13 protein-coding genes and 1 pseudogene are annotated in these 15,730 nt (G+C 59.6%); 6 read left to right on the top strand and 8 right to left on the bottom strand.

The genetic code is table 11. The features are described 5' to 3' along the window. Positions 1-88 precede the first annotated feature (88 nt). Positions 89-403: a hypothetical protein gene (locus BLR16_RS22260; RefSeq protein ID WP_003434609.1), complete on the top strand. Its 315-nt coding sequence runs from the start codon at positions 89-91 to the stop codon at positions 401-403. A 112-nt stretch (positions 404-515) separates the two neighbouring features. Here the strand turns inward: BLR16_RS22260 and BLR16_RS29365 are convergent, their stop codons facing one another. The 5 genes and pseudogenes from BLR16_RS29365 to BLR16_RS22240 all read right to left on the bottom strand — a co-directional run bounded on the left by BLR16_RS29365 (position 516) and on the right by BLR16_RS22240 (position 6,712). Next, positions 516-1,280, bottom strand: a complete 765-nt coding sequence (locus BLR16_RS29365) for a methyl-accepting chemotaxis protein (protein ID WP_371124892.1) — start codon at positions 1,278-1,280, stop codon at positions 516-518. Between the two features lie 90 nt (positions 1,281-1,370). Further along, positions 1,371-2,405 (bottom strand): annotated as a pseudogene (locus BLR16_RS29360) (cache domain-containing protein); the annotation flags it as partial. Between the two features lie 162 nt (positions 2,406-2,567). Next, the gene (locus BLR16_RS22250) at positions 2,568-2,891 is read right to left on the bottom strand and encodes a hypothetical protein (protein WP_057456577.1); all 324 of its coding nucleotides are present in this window, start codon (positions 2,889-2,891) and stop codon (positions 2,568-2,570) included. Position 2,892: 1 nt separating this feature from the next. After that, positions 2,893-4,971: a hybrid sensor histidine kinase/response regulator gene (locus BLR16_RS22245; protein ID WP_060708056.1), complete on the bottom strand. Its 2,079-nt coding sequence runs from the start codon at positions 4,969-4,971 to the stop codon at positions 2,893-2,895. 289 nt (positions 4,972-5,260) lie between these two features. Beyond that, positions 5,261-6,712: an NCS1 family nucleobase:cation symporter-1 gene (locus BLR16_RS22240; RefSeq protein WP_074808874.1), complete on the bottom strand. Its 1,452-nt coding sequence runs from the start codon at positions 6,710-6,712 to the stop codon at positions 5,261-5,263. A 343-nt stretch (positions 6,713-7,055) separates the two neighbouring features. Here BLR16_RS22240 and BLR16_RS22235 point away from each other — a divergent pair, with 343 nt between their 5' ends. Together BLR16_RS22235 and BLR16_RS22230 are read left to right on the top strand one after the other, a co-directional pair. Continuing rightward, entirely contained in the window at positions 7,056-7,775 is a 720-nt protein-coding gene (locus tag BLR16_RS22235; RefSeq protein WP_074808872.1) for a GntR family transcriptional regulator, read from the top strand. 10 nt (positions 7,776-7,785) lie between these two features. Next, the gene (locus tag BLR16_RS22230; RefSeq protein ID WP_003369945.1) at positions 7,786-8,517 is read left to right on the top strand and encodes an aspartate/glutamate racemase family protein; all 732 of its coding nucleotides are present in this window, start codon (positions 7,786-7,788) and stop codon (positions 8,515-8,517) included. 140 nt (positions 8,518-8,657) lie between these two features. Here the strand turns inward: BLR16_RS22230 and BLR16_RS22225 are convergent, their stop codons facing one another. Together BLR16_RS22225 and BLR16_RS22220 are read right to left on the bottom strand one after the other, a co-directional pair. Then, a complete protein-coding gene (locus BLR16_RS22225; RefSeq protein WP_058397082.1) occupies positions 8,658-9,893 on the bottom strand; it encodes a zinc-dependent alcohol dehydrogenase in 1,236 nt (411 codons plus the stop codon). Positions 9,894-9,996: 103 nt separating this feature from the next. Further along, positions 9,997-10,902: a LysR family transcriptional regulator gene (locus BLR16_RS22220; RefSeq protein ID WP_003434613.1), complete on the bottom strand. Its 906-nt coding sequence runs from the start codon at positions 10,900-10,902 to the stop codon at positions 9,997-9,999. Between the two features lie 161 nt (positions 10,903-11,063). Between BLR16_RS22220 and BLR16_RS22215 the strand changes: the two genes are divergently transcribed. From BLR16_RS22215 to BLR16_RS22205, 3 genes are read left to right on the top strand one after another with little or no spacing between them, the layout of a single operon-like run. Next, entirely contained in the window at positions 11,064-11,954 is an 891-nt protein-coding gene (locus BLR16_RS22215) for an NAD(P)-dependent oxidoreductase (RefSeq protein ID WP_058397081.1), read from the top strand. A 3-nt stretch (positions 11,955-11,957) separates the two neighbouring features. After that, a complete protein-coding gene (locus tag BLR16_RS22210) occupies positions 11,958-13,475 on the top strand; it encodes an aldehyde dehydrogenase family protein (protein ID WP_074808857.1) in 1,518 nt (505 codons plus the stop codon). A gap of 4 nt (positions 13,476-13,479) precedes the next feature. Continuing rightward, entirely contained in the window at positions 13,480-14,637 is a 1,158-nt protein-coding gene (locus tag BLR16_RS22205) for a M20 aminoacylase family protein (RefSeq protein WP_065349428.1), read from the top strand. A 124-nt stretch (positions 14,638-14,761) separates the two neighbouring features. Here BLR16_RS22205 and BLR16_RS22200 read toward each other — a convergent pair whose 3' ends face one another. After that, entirely contained in the window at positions 14,762-15,688 is a 927-nt protein-coding gene (locus BLR16_RS22200) for a LysR family transcriptional regulator (RefSeq protein ID WP_032609679.1), read from the bottom strand. Positions 15,689-15,730 lie beyond the last annotated feature (42 nt).

Genomic DNA, 15,730 nt, shown 5'->3' with positions numbered 1-15,730 from the left:
GTTTCCGCTCATCACGAGCTGAGCTTCTTTTAAAAGTCCTGACACGGCCGGACAGGCGAGTCAGCGTCTTCAGAAGTGGGAGGCCGCTATGGGTTTTAATAATTTTTCCGATGAATTGGCGGTGCTTGAAATCGTCCGCAGCGCGAACTTCGTCCGCCCTGGAAAGTTGACGTCCGGTCAAATTTATCTCGCGTTGATACGCCTTCAATCAGACGTTCCGGCGGCCGGGGATTTTATGGCAATGATTGATGAGCTGGTCAAAGAGGGTCTGCTGGTTTCAGCCGCTGTGCTGGAGCACGACATCTCGTTTCCCTATGTCCAGCACATTGTTCTTGGTGTTACCGAAACAGGTGCGGCCGTACTGGAAGACCGGAGTTTTCAGGCTGACCTTTTTTACGTGTGATCGACGGTGCCGTTTCTTGCTTTTGGTGTAGGCGAGCTGCCGGATGGGCTGAATGGAACAGTCGAGCAGAGCAGGCCGCTGCCTAACGCTTTCCGGCAGCGGCCTTGCCACGTCAGATTCGGAAACTGCCCACCAACTGCGTCAATCGAGTGGACTGCTGTTCAAGGTCAGTGCACGCGCGCAGGGTCGCGTTCAGGTTCTCTACGCCTTGCTGGTTCAGCGTATTGATCTCGGTGATGTCCACGTTGATCGCTTCCACGACGGCGGTCTGCTCTTCGGTGGCAGTCGCCACCGACTGGTTCATGCCGTCGATTTCGCCGATACGCTCGGTGACGTTTTCCAGACTTGTCACGGCCTTGTTGGCAATCTCGACCGTTTCAACGCTCTCGCGCTGGCTGTCGTTCATGATCGCCACGGCTTCACGAGCACCGGATTGCAACTGCTCGATCATCTCCTGCACCTGACTCGCTGATTCCTGGGTTCGGTGCGCCAGGCTGCGGACTTCATCGGCAACCACGGCAAAACCTCTGCCGGCCTCACCCGCACGCGCGGCCTCGATGGCCGCATTGAGGGCCAGTAGATTGGTCTGTTGGGAGATGCCGGTAATCACGTCGAGGATCTGGCCGATGTTGGCTGTTTTGGTATTCAGCGTCTCGATCTGCTCGCTTGCGCTGCTGATGCGTTTGGAGAGACGGCTCATGGCCGAGATGTTCTGCCCGACTACGTCCTGCCCGTTAGATGCCAACGTCCGTGCATCGCTGGAGTGCCCCGATGCACGCGCGGCGTTCTGGGCGATCTCCTGTGTTGCGGCGCCCAGCTCATTGATGGCTGCGGCGACACTGTTGGTGCGGTGGGACTGCTGATCGGAATTGAGCATTGACGAGTTGGATGCGTTCAATACCCGCTGGGCAACTTCGTTGAGCTGTACGGTGGAGGAGGCGACTTCACGCATCGAGTCATGGATTCGCTCTACAAAGAGGTTGAAGCCGTTGCCCAGGTGGCCGAACTCGTCCTGGCTCTCGATAATCAGGCGCTTGGTCAGGTCACCTTCGCCGGCAGCGATATCGTGCATCGCGCGACCCATCAGGTTCAGCGGCCGCAGCAGGACGCTCAGGAGCATGCCCAGCAGCAGGATGATCAGCACCACAGCAATCACAGTGGCCACGATGGCCGAGTTTCTGAACTCGCCCAGCGCCGCGTAGGCGATGTCTTTATCCATCGCCACGCCGACGTACCAGTTGACCGATGGCAGACCGTCCACGTGAGCGAAGGTAAGGATCTGTGTCTTGCCGGCATATTCGCTTTCACTGAGGTCTTGCGACAGCTTCGGTGTGTTCGTCGGGTAGACTTCGGCCAGCGTCTTCATCACCAGCGAGGTGTCCGGATGAACCAGAATGCGGCCATTCGCATCGACCAGGAACGCGTATCCGTCGCCATGCAGTCGCAGCGAACTGATCATCTTCACCAGGATTTCCAGGCTCAGGTCGCCGCCAATCACGCCGGCCACGCCAGACTCACCCTTGATCGGTGTGGCAAGGGTCACGATCAGGCCCTTGGTCACCGCGTCCAGATACGGCTCGGTGAGGATGGTTTTGCCGGCGCGAACGGCATCGACATACCACGGCCGCGTTCGCGGGTCGTAATCGGCCGGCATGTCATCAGGCGGCTGGGTGACGAAGGAGCCATCACTTCTGCCCTGGTAAATGCTCATGAAGGTGGCGATCAGCGTGGGTTGGCCGAGCACCCGATTCTGCTCTTGCGCGGACTGAGGCGAAGAGGCGTTCTCCGCCAGGTTCTCTACCAGAAGAATTCGCCCTGAAAGCCAGTTACGGATATTGCCAGCGGTGCTTTCGCCCGTCTGGTTAAGGTTCTCCTTGAGCTGCACGCGCAACGCATTGCGCTGCAGATAATCGTTGTAGAAGGTGAACAGTGTGAAGGCGGCGATCACCACAAGGGACGCTGCCAAGAGGATTTTATGACTGAATTTTAACGATGTTCTCATGCCGGTATGAGCCTTTAGAGGGGTATTACGCAAGGAGTCATAGGTAGCGGGTAAAGCTGGGGTGGTTATCGGCGGGAATCGATGTTTATGAATGTCATATGTCATATAAATGACAAAACACCTGAAAGTTTCATCCTTCAGTTCAGAATGAGGCTGTCAATTTCAGTAGGCAGGGTGATTCAAATCGAGATACCACTGTGCATAAGGCGTGTTTTTCACCTTGCGCCGATTGAAGTCCTCGGCGCCATCGGTCCACCAGACCTCACCGCGCTCGCCAAGCGCAACCTTGGCCTTGTCCACACTGGTCCGAGCCGTCTTCAAGGCTTCGGGGTCTTCGGACGCCTTGGCGGCCTTGACTGCACGACGTGCAGCCATCAGCTCATCCACCAGATGCTGGCGGACGTCGTCGCTCAAAGAGGGATTGGAGCACCGCCAGAGTTGGTCCCTGACCACAAAATACCGACCGTCAGGCGTGGTCGGATTCAACCTACGAAAACCCGCGGGCGACTGCGTCAGCGCCGATCAGGCCTGTCACTCGCCCGGCCAGCGCATCCAGCCCGAACGGCTTGGTGAGCACTTGCGTGCAAGGCCGCAGGTGGCAATCGTCCAGCACGGATGTTTTGGCATAACCGGTGATGAACAGGGTCGGCAGGCCCGGTCGACAGTCGCCTGCCGCATCGGCCATTTCCCGGCCATTCATGCCGCCCGGCAAGCCTATGTCACTGATCAACAGGTCGATGCGTGTGTCCGACTGCAGGATCTGCAAACCTGACTGTGCGTCTGCCGCTTCCAGGCAGTTGTAGCCCAGACCGCTGATGACTTCGGCGACGAGCATCCTCACCGAGGGTTCGTCGTCCACGATCAGGACGGTTTCGCCGGTGTGATGCGGCGGTTCTTCAATGACTTCCGGCTCGACGGGGCGGGGAGCATTTTCAGCAGTGTGGCGTGGCAGGTGCATGACCACGCTGGTGCCCTGGCCTTCGACCGATTCGACGCGAATCTGCCCGCCGGACTGGCGCACAAAACCATACACCATCGACAGCCCGAGACCGGTGCCGGCACCTATGGGCTTGGTGGTGAAGAACGGTTCGAAGGCTTTGGCGGCAATGTCCGGACTCATGCCGATGCCTGTGTCGGTGACCCGTATGCTCAGGTGCTCGCCGGCAGGAATGCCATGGTCCGGATCGGTGCACTCTTCAAGGGACGCGTTAGCGGTCTCGATGATAATGCGCCCGCCGTTGGGCATCGCGTCACGGGCGTTCAGGCACAGGTTCAGAAGCGAGCTTTCCAGCTGGGCATGATCGATCAGCGCAGGCCATAGATCATTCTGGGCGACGACCTTTATGTCTATCTCCGGGCCGACGGTACGGGCGATCAACTCTTCCATGTCATGAATCAACCCGTTGACGTCGGTGACTCTCGGCGACAGTGTCTGGCGTCGGGAGAACGCCAGCAGACGGTGAGTCAGCGATGCCGCGCGGCGTACTGCGCCCTGGGCGACCGACACGTAACGGTCAACATCGCCGACGCGCCCCTGAGCCAACCGTTTGGCGATCAGTTCCAGGCTGCCGGAAATACCGGCCAGCAGGTTGTTGAAGTCATGAGCGATGCCTCCGGTCAGTTGCCCGACGGCATCCATCTTCTGCGAGTGGCGTAGGGCGTCTTCGATCTGCTCGCGTTCGAAAACGGCTTGTTCGATGCGCTGTTCGAGTGTCTGATTGAGTTCTCTGACCGCTTCTTCGGCTTTTTTTCTGGCGGTGACATCAACCGACGAGCCGATCAGACCGATCACCTCGCCGTTTTCATCGAGCAGGGGCGCTTTGGTCGAGAGCCACGTCGCTGCAGAGCCGTCAGGCAGGTTGACGTGTTCTTCGATCTGTTCGCTGACATTGTTCTGCATGATCCGGCGGTCGGTTTCCATGAGCACCCGTGCCTGCTGCGGATCATCCAGAAACTCCAGGTCCGTCTTGCCGATGAAAAACGCGGGCGGCTTGCCGATCAGTTCAGCGGTGCCACGATTGGCGACCAGCATGCGACCCTCGAGATCCTTGGCGTAGACGACGCCGGGAACGGCAGCCGTGAATATCCTCAGCAACTCGTTGAGCCGGTCGCGCTCCTCTTCAGCCGTGCGACGGCTGTCTATATCGAGCAATACGCCCGGACTGCGAACAGGTTTGCCGCGACTATCGCGCTCGATTCGTCCGCTGGCTTCGATCCAGCGATAAAGACCGTCTTCATGCAGAACCCGGTATTCGCATCGGTAGGTTTCGCTGCTTTGAAGCGCGTCCTCGATTGACTTGTCGACTCTGGCCGAGTCGTCGGGATGAATGGAGGCAATCACCAGTTCCAGTGGCAAGCCTTTGGCGCACAGCTTCGGGGACAAACCGAAGGTCCGGGCAAAACGCTCATCGCCGGTCAACTGATCGGCAATGATGTCCCACACCCAAGTGCCGACAACTGCCCCTGAATCCAGGGCGAGTTGTAGTAGCTGCTCGGCCGCTTCCTGCTCCGAAGGCGGGGGTGGCTGGGGGGCAAATGGCCTGCCGCCAGAAACATCATTGCTCATCACTATCGACCCACTTGAACGCCTGGTTCACAAAGACTCAGTCATAGGGCAGCGCAGCGGCCTGAAAGTTGTACAAAATTTATTCTATTTTGTGCCTGATGCCTCACAGAGCGATCAGTAACACTCGATCATTCCATGATTCTGGATAGGGTGATATTAAATTAATATCATTTGAGGTGCGCGCTATTTTCAGCGGAGCAGGCAGGGCAGCGCTTTCAGGTCATGCCGGGCTCGGCGAGTCACCTGAAAGCGCTGGTTTCATTCAAGTATTCAGCGTCCTGCGAACGTCTCAATGCTGGCCGACGGGCGCAGGCAGGTTGGCAGCCTGCACCGGCGACCAGCGGGTTAGCGCATAAAACACTGCGCCGCCCAGGATGCAACCGGTAAACCAGGCGAAGTTGGCAATCGGCTTGAACCACTCGACAAAGGTGAAGCACAGACCGACCAGTGCAGTGAGCAGCAGTGCCTTGACCGCGATCCAGTTGACGCCGTTGGTGTACCAGTAACGACCGCTTGGCGTGTCATTGAACAGAGCGTCGACGTCGATCTGCTGTTTCTTGATCAGGTAGTAATCCACCAGCAGGATGCCGAACAGCGGGCCGATGCAGGCCGCCAGCACGTCCAGGGTGTAATGGATCACTTCCGGGTTGTTGAACAGGTTCCAGGGGGTGATGAAGATCGACGCTACGGCAGCGATCATGCCGCCTGCACGCCAGCTGATGCGGCTGGGCGCCACGTTGGCGAAGTCGAAGGCAGGGGAAACGAAGTTGGCGACGATGTTGATACCGACCGTCGCGGTCACGAAAGTAAAGGCGCCGAGCAGCACGGCCGTGGTGTTATCGATGCGCGCGACGGTCGCGATCGGGTCGTGGATCATCTCACCGAAAATCGGCAATGTGCCCGAGACGATCACCACCGTTACCAGTGAAAACGCCAGAAAATTCACCGGCAAACCCCAGAAATTGCCGCGGCGCACGTCGGCCATGCTGCGGCAATAGCGGCTGAAATCACCGAAGTTCAGCGTCGGCCCAGAGAAATACGAGACCACCAGCGCGATGGCCATGACCACTTGCCCGAACGCCGCCCAGCCGGACAACTCTTTTTCAGCCAGGGTGAAACTGATGTTATCCCAGCCGGCGCGCCAGACAATCCAGCCTGCCAGCGCGAACATCACCGCGTAAACGGCAGGACCGGCCCAGTCGATGAAACGTCTGATCGACTCCATGCCGGTCCAGAACACAGCAGCCTGAACCACCCACAACGCCAGAAAGCCAGACCAGCCAAGCCACGACAGCCCGAGAAAGGTCACATTCTGATACGCGGCCAGTTCCGGGAAGAAACGCAGCACCACGATCACCAGCGCGCTGGACGCCAGGTAGGTTTGAATGCCGTACCACGCCACCGCGATCAGCCCGCGAATGATGGCGGGAATGTTGGCACCGAAGACGCCGAAGGCCAGGCGGCAGATGACCGGATAGGGCACGGCGGCTTGCTGACTGGGTTTGGCGACCAGATTGGCGATCACTTGAATGATGCAGATCCCCACCAGCAGCGCGATCAGCACTTGCCAACTGGCCAGGCCCAGAGCGAACAGACTGGCCGCGAAAACGTAGCCGCCGACGCTGTGCACGTCGCTCATCCAGAACGCCAGGATGTTGTACCAGGTCCACTTCTGCGGCACCGGCCCCAGATCGTGGTTGTGCAGGCGCGGGCTGTACCCGGCCGGGCGTTGATCTGTCATTGCGTGACTCCCTCGGTGTGTCGTGACGTGATCGGAGTACGATCGGCGATTTTTTTGTATACGATCGTGTACGCAAAACATGTGCCATACGATTATCATTCGGCCTGGAATGGCCGCGAGTCTTGTTTCAGGGCGCTTGTACCGAGACGGGTGGGTAAATCAGACAGGTTCGAACCTGCGCTTGAAGTGCACGTAAACAGGGCGCTTTTGCTCATTTACGGTGCGATTCATGCGTTTTCGACTGAGGAGCCATTTGGCGCGCTGCTAAATTGCGCTACTCATCATGTTCCGCATCAGGCACTATTCTTGTATACGATCTGTAATGCCAATGTGATGTGAAACCATGATCCGATCTGACAGTGCCCCGTTGCTTCTCACGCCTTCTGCCGATGAAAAAGGCCGTGATGAACAGATTTACCAGCATGTACTGGAAGCTATCGTCGAACATCGGCTCGCTCCGGGGACGCGTTTGCCCGAGGACGCTTTGGCCGACGTATTCGAGATCAGCCGTACCGGCATTCGCAAGGTCTTGCAGCGTCTGGCGCTGGAACGACTGGTGACCCTGCGCCCCAAGCGCGGCGCAGAGGTTGCGCAACCGTCGGCTCAGGAGGCACAGGATGTATTGGGTGCCAGGCAACTGATCGAGCCCGCGCTGATGGCCGATATCGCCACGCGAGTCGCCGGTCAGTGCCTGCGAGCCCTGCGCGCGCTCTGCGATCAGGAGCATGAGGCGCAACACGCCGGGCGCCACAGCGAAGCGATTCAATTGTCGGCGCGTTTCCATGTGCAACTGAGCGCGCTGGCGGGTAATCAGGTGTTGACCGAGCAGGTTGCGCAACTCACTACGCGGTCTTCGTTGATTGTGGCGGTGTATGGTTCGCGACGCAGTGTCGGCTGTGATTGTGGCCAGCATCTTGACTTGTTGACCTTGCTTGAAAGCGGGCAGGGCGAACAGGCACGTGAATGGATGGCCGAGCATTTACGGCGCATCCGTGCCAGCCTGAATGTGGATGCGCCGGTCAGCGAGACAGTGGATTTTCATAGCATTTTCAAACGGCGCTGAAGGAGTTCCGGTGCGTATTCAAGTAATCAACCCCAACACCAGCGAAGCCATGACCCACAAGATTGGCCTCGCGGCGCAAGCCATTGCGCGCCCCGGTACGCAGATTCTTGCGTGCAGCCCCGATGATGGCCCGGTGTCTATCGAAGGTCATTTTGACGAAGCGATCGCGACCCTTGGCGTGCTGGAAGAAATACGCAAAGGCCGTGAGCAGCAGGTCGACGCGCACATCATCGCCTGTTTCGGCGACCCCGGCCTGCTGGCGGCACGCGAGTACGCCAGCGCCCCGGTGATCGGTATCGCCGAAGCGGCTTTTCACATGGCCAGCCTGATTTCTACCCGTTTCGCCGTGGTCACCACACTGACCCGCACCCGGATCATCGCCGAACATCTGCTGCAGCGTTATGGCTTCAGTGAATTATGCACATCGGTGCGCTGTATCGATCTGCCGGTGCTGGCGCTGGAGGAAAGCGGGCCGGAGCTCATCGAATGCATGGCCGAACAAGCCCGTCGCGCCCGTGATGACGAAGGGGCGGGAGCCATTGTGCTGGGTTGCGGCGGGATGGCGGATCTGGGCAGGCAGTTGAGCGAAGCGATCGGCCTGCCGGTCATCGACGGCGTGGCTGCGGCGGTGAAACTGGCCGAATCGCTGGTGGATCTGGGCCTGACCACCAGCAAACACGGCGACCTGGCCGACCCCATCGGCAAACCGTTCAAAGGCCGGTTTGCCTACCTGAGCCGTTGATGGCTTCTGCCCGAAGGGCGTAGGAGCGAACGTGTTCGCGAAAGGGGCGGCATGAACGATGAACATTCATCGTCTGAATACCGTTCGCGAACAGGTTTGCTCCTGCGGCCTTAGGCCAGAATCAAAAGCGAACTTGTATCTCACATAGCCGGCACGCCACCCCCGACCAAGGCTTCGGTCGTGTCGTCGGGCACCACAATCGTGTTGTTGCCGGGCGTCAGGATGACCTTACGGCAATCCTCTTCCTTCTTGTCGAACAGCTTGTAGCCCTTCGCCGCATCTTCCAGTGACATCCGGTGCGTGATGATAGCTTCGGGCTCCAGGCGGCCGGCCTCAATGTGTTCCAGCAGTTCAGGCATGAAGCGATGCACGTGGGTCTGGCCCATCTTGAAGGTCAGGCCCTTGTCGAACGCATCGCCGAACATGAAGCCGTGGATGAAACCGGCATATACGCCTGGCACACTGACCACGCCGCCACGTCTTACCGCCGCGATGCACTGACGCAACGCCTTGCCGCTGCTGCCTTCCAGCTTCAGCGTGGCCAGGATGGTTTCAGTGGTGCTGCCCTTGGCCTCGAAACCCACCGCATCCACAACGCCGTCCACGCCACGCATGCCAGCAGTCTGGCGGATGATCGTGTCGGCCGGATCATCATCTTCGTCGAAGTTGATCGGGATCACGCCGTAGGTCTTCTGCGCATAGGCCAGACGGTACGGGTGGTGATCAACCATGAAGATCTTCTCCGCACCGAGCATTTTTGCGCACGCTGCGCTCATCAGGCCGACCGGGCCAGCCCCATAAATGGCAACAGTCGAGCCTTGGCCTATCCCGGCGTTGAGTACAGCCTGCCAGGCGGTGGGGAGAATATCGGAGAGGAACAGAACCTTCTCGTCAGCCAGCGTGCCCGGCACCTTGAACGGACCGACATTGGCCTTGGGCACGCGCACGTATTCAGCCTGGCCGCCCGGGACGCCGCCATACAGATGGCTGAAGCCGAATAGCGCCGCGCCTGGTGGAATCGACTTTTTGTTAAGAATCGCGCCACGTCCGGTGTTGGTGGTTTCGCAGGCCGCGAACAGGTCGATGTTGCAGAAAAAACAGCTGCCGCAGGCGATGACGAACGGGATCACCACGCGATCGCCTTTGGCCACGGCCGTGACGGCCGAGCCGGTTTCTTCCACGACGCCCATGAACTCGTGACCGAAAATGTCGCCATGTTCAACCGTAGGGATTTTGCCGCGATACAAGTGCAGGTCGGAACCGCAGATAGCCGTCGCGGTTACGCGCAGAATGATGTCATCCGCTTGCTCGATCACGGGGTCCGGCACCGTGTCGACCTTCACATTGTTCGCACCGTGGTAAGTCAAGGCTCTCATGGTTAATCCTCAATGGCAGCAGGAATTCCGCTCCGTTACTGAAGATGAACCATGAGATTTTTGTTGGTTCAGCGCGATTGGTCGACGTGGGACTAACGGTAGGTCAGTTGCGGAACGCCGTCATATCCTGCAACAGCATGCCCATCAGGCGGTTGGCGCCGACACTCAGTTGACGGCCCAGGCGGCTGATCAGGTGGGTCTGCGGGGTGCTGAACACCTCATGCTGCAAGGGCAGGGCCCGCAATGTTCCGGCCTTTATTTCTTCCTCCACGACAAAGGTCGGCAGCAGCGTGACGCCACCCTGCATGGCGAAATGCTTGAGCATGGCGAAAGTGCTGCAGGTCAGCGTCGGCTGCACAGTGATGCCCAACTGGTGCTCGGCTTGCAGCAGAATCTGGCGGATACCGTAAGACACTGCGGGCAGGGCGACACGATAGTCTTCAAGTGCCTGCAGCTTTATCGGGCCTGGTTCTTCCGCCAGCGGATGATTCGGCGCGGTGATCACACAGACCGGTTGACGCTGATGCGCATGCGAGCGGATTTTCGGGTCGGCAGCCGGGTTGAAGACCAGGCCGATGTGCGCTTCATCCTCGACCACCTGGCGAATCACTTCGTTGCTGCCACACACGTTCACGATCAGTTCGATCCTGGGGTACAGCTCGGAAAACCGGGCCAGCGGCTGCGCGAGACTCTCCAGAAACCCCTCTCCGGAGACCAGCGTCACCGAGCCGCTGTGCAAGCCTTTCAGAGCCTGAATCGAATCCAGCAGAACCTCCTGCTGCGTCAGTCGCTGGCGGTAGTAGGCCAACACCTTGTCGCCCGCCTCGGTCGGTTTGACGCCGCGTCGATGACGCTCCAGCAGTGGAGAGCCCAGCTCCTGTTCCAGTTGCGCGATCTGACGGCTGACCGCCGAAGGCGCAACGTTGAGGAAGTCGGCGGCAGCCCGGACGCTGCCCAATCGTACGGCTTCGAAAAAATACAGGATGCGTCGATCTTGAACGAGGCTCATGGGCTTCCAGTGTTGCGCTAAAGGCAACATAAATTCGATTTTTGGATTATTGCTGAGAGGGGAGAGCGCTGTCCATACTCGAATCATCAGCACATTGCAGGCCGAAAGGGCCCGCAGCGTCATCCTCTAATTCGTACAAAATCTTTGATCGGGATGCAGACATGACTTTGAAAGCAGGTGTGATCGGATTGGGCAACATGGGCGGCGGCATGGCTGCGACGCTGGCGGGCAAGGGCTTTGATGTCAGCGGCTTCGACCTGTCGCAGGCCGCGCTGGCCCAGGCCGAAAGCAAGGGCGTCAAGCCGGTTGCCGATCGCACGCAACTGATTCAAGGCGTGGACATTCTGATCCTCTCGCTGCCCAAGGCCGAGCATGTGGAATCGGTGTGCCTCGGCGCGGGTGGCATCAACGAGGTGGGTCGCAAGGGCCTTATCGTCGTCGATACCACGACGTCAACGCCGGAAATGAGCCGCAAGGTCGCCGCCGAACTGGCGAAGAACGGCATCGCGTTCATCGACGCGCCGGTGTCTGGCGGCCCGAAAGGCGCAGCCACCGGCACCATGTCGATGGTCATCGGTGCCGAGGACGCCGACCTGGCGCGCGCCATGCCAATCCTGGAAGGTATGAGCGGGACACGCGTGCACGTCGGGCAATGTGGCGCAGGCAATGTCGCCAAGATCGCCAACAACATGCTCGCCGCCTGTCACCTGATCAGCACTGCCGAAGCCGTGGCGATGGCCGCGCGTGCAGGTGTCGATCCGGAAAAACTTCTGCAGGGCCTGAATGCCGGTTCCGGACGCAGTGGTGCCACGCAAGTGATGTTCCCGACCTGGGTACTCAACAAGGCCTATGACTCGGGTTTCACCATGGGCCTGATGCGCAAGGACGTTGGCCTGGCCAGCGATCTGGCGGACAGCCTGGACATGGACCTGCCGCTGTCGCGCGTCGTCGCACAATTGTGGCAGGCCAGCAGTGAAACCCTGGCGGACAATGAAGACTTCTGCGCCATCGTGCAACGCACCGATGGCAAACTTTACGGTCATGGAGAATAAGCGATGAGCACTGCAAAAATCCTCGAACTGATGCGTCCTTACTGGGGCGATCGCAGTGTCATCGCCAGCTACGTAGGTGGCCAGTTCATCGAAGGTCACGGGGCGCCCGTCGAAGTGCGCAATGCCCATGACGACAGCCTGTTGCTGAGTTTCCCGGATGCCGACGAGTCGTTGGTCGAAGTGGCCGACAAGGCCGCCAGGGCTGCACAACAACAATGGTGGGCACTGACCGCTCAGGCGCGTGGCCGCGCCATGTATCAGGTGGGCAATCTGATTCGTGACGAGCTGGAAAACCTCGCTCAGATTGAATCCCTGACCGCCAACAAGCCGATCCGCGATGCGCGTGTCGAAGTGCTCAAAGTGGCCGAGATGTTCGAGTATTACGCCGGTTGGGCGGACAAGCTGCACGGCGAAGTCATCCCGGTGCCGACCACGCACCTGAACTATGTGACCTACGAACCACTGGGCACGGTGTTGCAGATTACGCCCTGGAATGCGCCGATCTTCACCTGCGGCTGGCAGATCGCCCCGGCGATTGCAGCGGGCAACGCGGTCATTCTCAAACCGTCGGAACTGACCCCGCTCAGCTCGCTGATGGTCGGCGTGCTGATCGAGCGTGCCGGCGTGCCGAAAGGGCTGGTCAACGTGATTGCCGGTTTCGGTCATTCCATCGGCCAGGCGTTCATTGCCAAGGCTGACATTCGCAAGGTGGTGTTCGTCGGCTCACCCGCCACTGGCCGGCATATCGCTGTGGCAGCGGCGCAGCGTTGCATTCCTGCGGTGCTGGAACTGGGCGGCAAGTCGGCCAATATCGTGTTCGACGATGCCGACCTGGAAGTCGCCTTGCGCGGTGCCCAGGCTGCGATCTTCTCCGGTGCCGGGCAGAGCTGTGTTTCCGGTTCGCGCCTGTTGGTGCAGGAGTCGATCTTCGAGAAGTTCACCAATGCCCTGGCGGTGGCTGCGACGCAGTTCAAGGTCGGTGACCCGAGCGATCCGGAAACCCAGATCGGCCCGATCAACAACGCCAAGCAATACAGTCATGTGAAAAACATGGTCGAGCAGGCGCTCAAGGACGGCGCAAAACTGGTGGGCGAGCACGCTGATCCGATCCCGGAAAAGCCCGGTTACTACATCAACCCGACCGTTCTGGCGGGCACCAACGCGCTGTATTGCGCGCAGGAAGAAATCTTCGGCCCGGTGGTAGTGGCGATTCCATTCAAGGACGAAGAGGACGCGATCCGCATCGCCAACGACAGTCGTTTCGGTTTGGCCGGTGGTGTCTGGACCCGCGATGTCGGCCGCGCTCACCGCGTTGCAAAGCAAGTGCGAGCGGGGACCTTCTGGGTCAACGGTTACAAGACGATTCACGTCAGTTCGCCGTTCGGCGGCTATGGTGAGAGTGGTCATGGCCGGTCTTCCGGTCTGGATGCCCTGCGCGAGTACAGTGAAGTGAAAAGCGTCTGGGTCGAAACCGCCGCCAAGCCAGCCGCCAGCTTTGGCTATGGCGCGAGTCTGGAGTAAGCACATGTCCATTTCAAAGACGTTGATTGACGAAGCCACCGTGTGGCGCCGCACCCTTCACGCCGCGCCGGAACTGGGGTTTCAGGAGCTGAAAACCTCTGACAAGGTGGCTGAGCTGCTGAGCGGTTTCGGCATCGAGATCCACCGTGGTCTGGGCGGCACTGGCGTGGTTGGCACCCTGCGTAATGGTGACGGGCCGACCATCGGCCTGCGTGCCGACATGGATGCCTTGCCGATTCAGGAGCTGGGCGACAGCGTTCACAAGTCGACCCACAAGGGCTGCATGCACGCCTGCGGTCACGATGGCCACACCGCGATCCTGCTGGCCACCGCCAGGCATCTGGCCGAGACTCGCCGCTTTCGCGGCACGGTGCATTTCGTCTTCCAGCCTGCCGAAGAGAACCTCGGCGGCGCACAGCGAATGATCGAAGACGGGCTGTTCGAGCGCTTTCCGATGGAAGCCATCTACGGCCTGCACAACTGGCCGGGCGTGCCGGCGGGCAAAGTGGTGATCAATCCGGGTCCGATGATGGCCTCGCTCGACACCTTTGAAATCACCCTGACCGGCAAGGGCAGCCACGCGGCCATGCCGGACAAGGGCAATGATCCGATCGTGGCCGCAGCCGAGCTGGTGCTGGGGCTGCAAACCATTGTCTCCCGGCGCCTGTCACCGCTCGACTCGGCGGTGGTCAGCATCACTCAGTTCAATGCCGGTGAGGCGATCAACGTGATCCCGGAAACCGCCACGCTGCGTGGCACCGTGCGTTGCCTGCAAACCCCTGTGCGGGAAAAGGTCCAGCGATTGATCGGCGAGTTCGTCGAGCGTTTGCCGACGGCCTTCGGCGTGCGCGGCGAACTGGTTTACAACGTCGGCTACCCGGTGACCGAAAACCACGTCGAAGCAGCAGCCACGATCCGTCGTGCAGCAGTCGCCGCAGTCGGCGAGGCCAACGTGCAGTGGGGCTGCAACCCGTCGATGGCCTCCGAAGACTTCGCCTTCATGCTGCATGCCTGTCCGGGTGCCTACATCTGGATGGGCGTCGACGGCGAGAAGCCGTCGGCGGCGTTGCACAATCCGTACTACGACTTCAACGACCAAGTGATTGAGCCCGGCGTTGCGGTCTGGACCTCGCTGGTGGAGCAGTGTTTGCCGCTGAGTTGAATGGCTCGCATACATATGTCGTAGGAGTGAGCTTGCTCACGAAAGCAATGGTCCAGACGCCCTTTTTTATGGGATTTACTGGCCTCTTCGTGAGCAAGCTCACTCCCACCGGGAACGGACTCCGTCAAGGTGCCGCGAGCAATTCCACTGCAATACCGGATATGTCCGGCAGGCAGGTCAGCAGGTGGTCGCGCAGTTCCAGTACTCGCTGGCGCTTGAAGCTGTCCTGCAGCCAGACCAGGTAATAGGCATCTCCGGTGCCAACCGCCGAGTTGAACGGCAGAAAAACCTGGCCTTCGTTCAGGTCATCAGCGACTAGAAACAGATCGCCAATCGACACACCGTGCCCTCTGACCGCGGCGGTAATGCCCTGATCAAGCGTGTCGAACACCTTGCCTTTGCTCAACGTCACCTGACCGGAGAGGTCCATCCGGTTCAGCCAGCGCCGCCAGTCGCGGCGGTCGCTGGACGGATGGATAAGTTCAGCGGCCTGCAGCCTCTCTGTTCCCCACGGCTGGTCGCCTAACGTGTCTGCCGAGCAGATCGGGATCAGCCACTCATCGAACAGCTTGCAGGTTTCCACCTCGGCACCAAAGTTGCCATTGCCCAGCAGAATCGCGCAGTCGAAAGGCTCCGAATAGAAGTCCACGCTATCAAAGTCCATCCACACGCTGGACAGCTGAACCGGCAGGGCGGGCGCAGGCTTTTTGAAGGACTCCAGCGCGTGCAGCAGCCAGCGCATGGTCAGGGTGGACGGTGATTTGAGGCGCAGATTCGCGCCCTGACCCCGGAAGGGCTGGCAAGCGTCCTCGATAATCCGGAAGCCGATCTTGAGCTGGCTGGACAGCCTCCGGCCCTCGTCACTGAGCGAAAGCCGCGGGCCATTGCGCTCGAACAATCGACAGCCAAGGGTTTCTTCCAGGGTACGAATATGACGGCTGATGGCACTCTGGGTAAGAGATAGCTCCTGCGCAGCACGCGTAAATGAGCATGATCGGGCCGCTACTTCAAAGGCTCTCAGCGCGTAAAGAGGCGGTATACGTTCAGTCATGTGATAACTAATCATGATTATTTGTCATAGTAGGTTACACCT

It is taken from the genome of Pseudomonas sp. BS3767 (assembly GCF_900099665.1).
Classification (GTDB): domain Bacteria; phylum Pseudomonadota; class Gammaproteobacteria; order Pseudomonadales; family Pseudomonadaceae; genus Aquipseudomonas; species Aquipseudomonas cerasi.
This window is presented reverse-complemented; position numbering and strand designations above follow the sequence as displayed.

Coding starts and splice junctions, on each gene's coding strand:
- BLR16_RS22260 (WP_003434609.1), top strand. CDS start 89: ATGGGTTTTAATAATTTTTCCGATGAATTGGCGGTGCTTGAAATCGTC.
- BLR16_RS29365 (WP_371124892.1), bottom strand. CDS start 1,280: ATGCTCAATTCCGATCAGCAGTCCCACCGCACCAACAGTGTCGCCGCA.
- BLR16_RS22245 (WP_060708056.1), bottom strand. CDS start 4,971: ATGAGCAATGATGTTTCTGGCGGCAGGCCATTTGCCCCCCAGCCACCC.
- BLR16_RS22240 (WP_074808874.1), bottom strand. CDS start 6,712: ATGACAGATCAACGCCCGGCCGGGTACAGCCCGCGCCTGCACAACCAC.
- BLR16_RS22235 (WP_074808872.1), top strand. CDS start 7,056: ATGATCCGATCTGACAGTGCCCCGTTGCTTCTCACGCCTTCTGCCGAT.
- BLR16_RS22225 (WP_058397082.1), bottom strand. CDS start 9,893: ATGAGAGCCTTGACTTACCACGGTGCGAACAATGTGAAGGTCGACACG.
- BLR16_RS22220 (WP_003434613.1), bottom strand. CDS start 10,902: ATGAGCCTCGTTCAAGATCGACGCATCCTGTATTTTTTCGAAGCCGTA.
- BLR16_RS22215 (WP_058397081.1), top strand. CDS start 11,064: ATGACTTTGAAAGCAGGTGTGATCGGATTGGGCAACATGGGCGGCGGC.
- BLR16_RS22210 (WP_074808857.1), top strand. CDS start 11,958: ATGAGCACTGCAAAAATCCTCGAACTGATGCGTCCTTACTGGGGCGAT.
- BLR16_RS22205 (WP_065349428.1), top strand. CDS start 13,480: ATGTCCATTTCAAAGACGTTGATTGACGAAGCCACCGTGTGGCGCCGC.
- BLR16_RS22200 (WP_032609679.1), bottom strand. CDS start 15,688: ATGACTGAACGTATACCGCCTCTTTACGCGCTGAGAGCCTTTGAAGTA.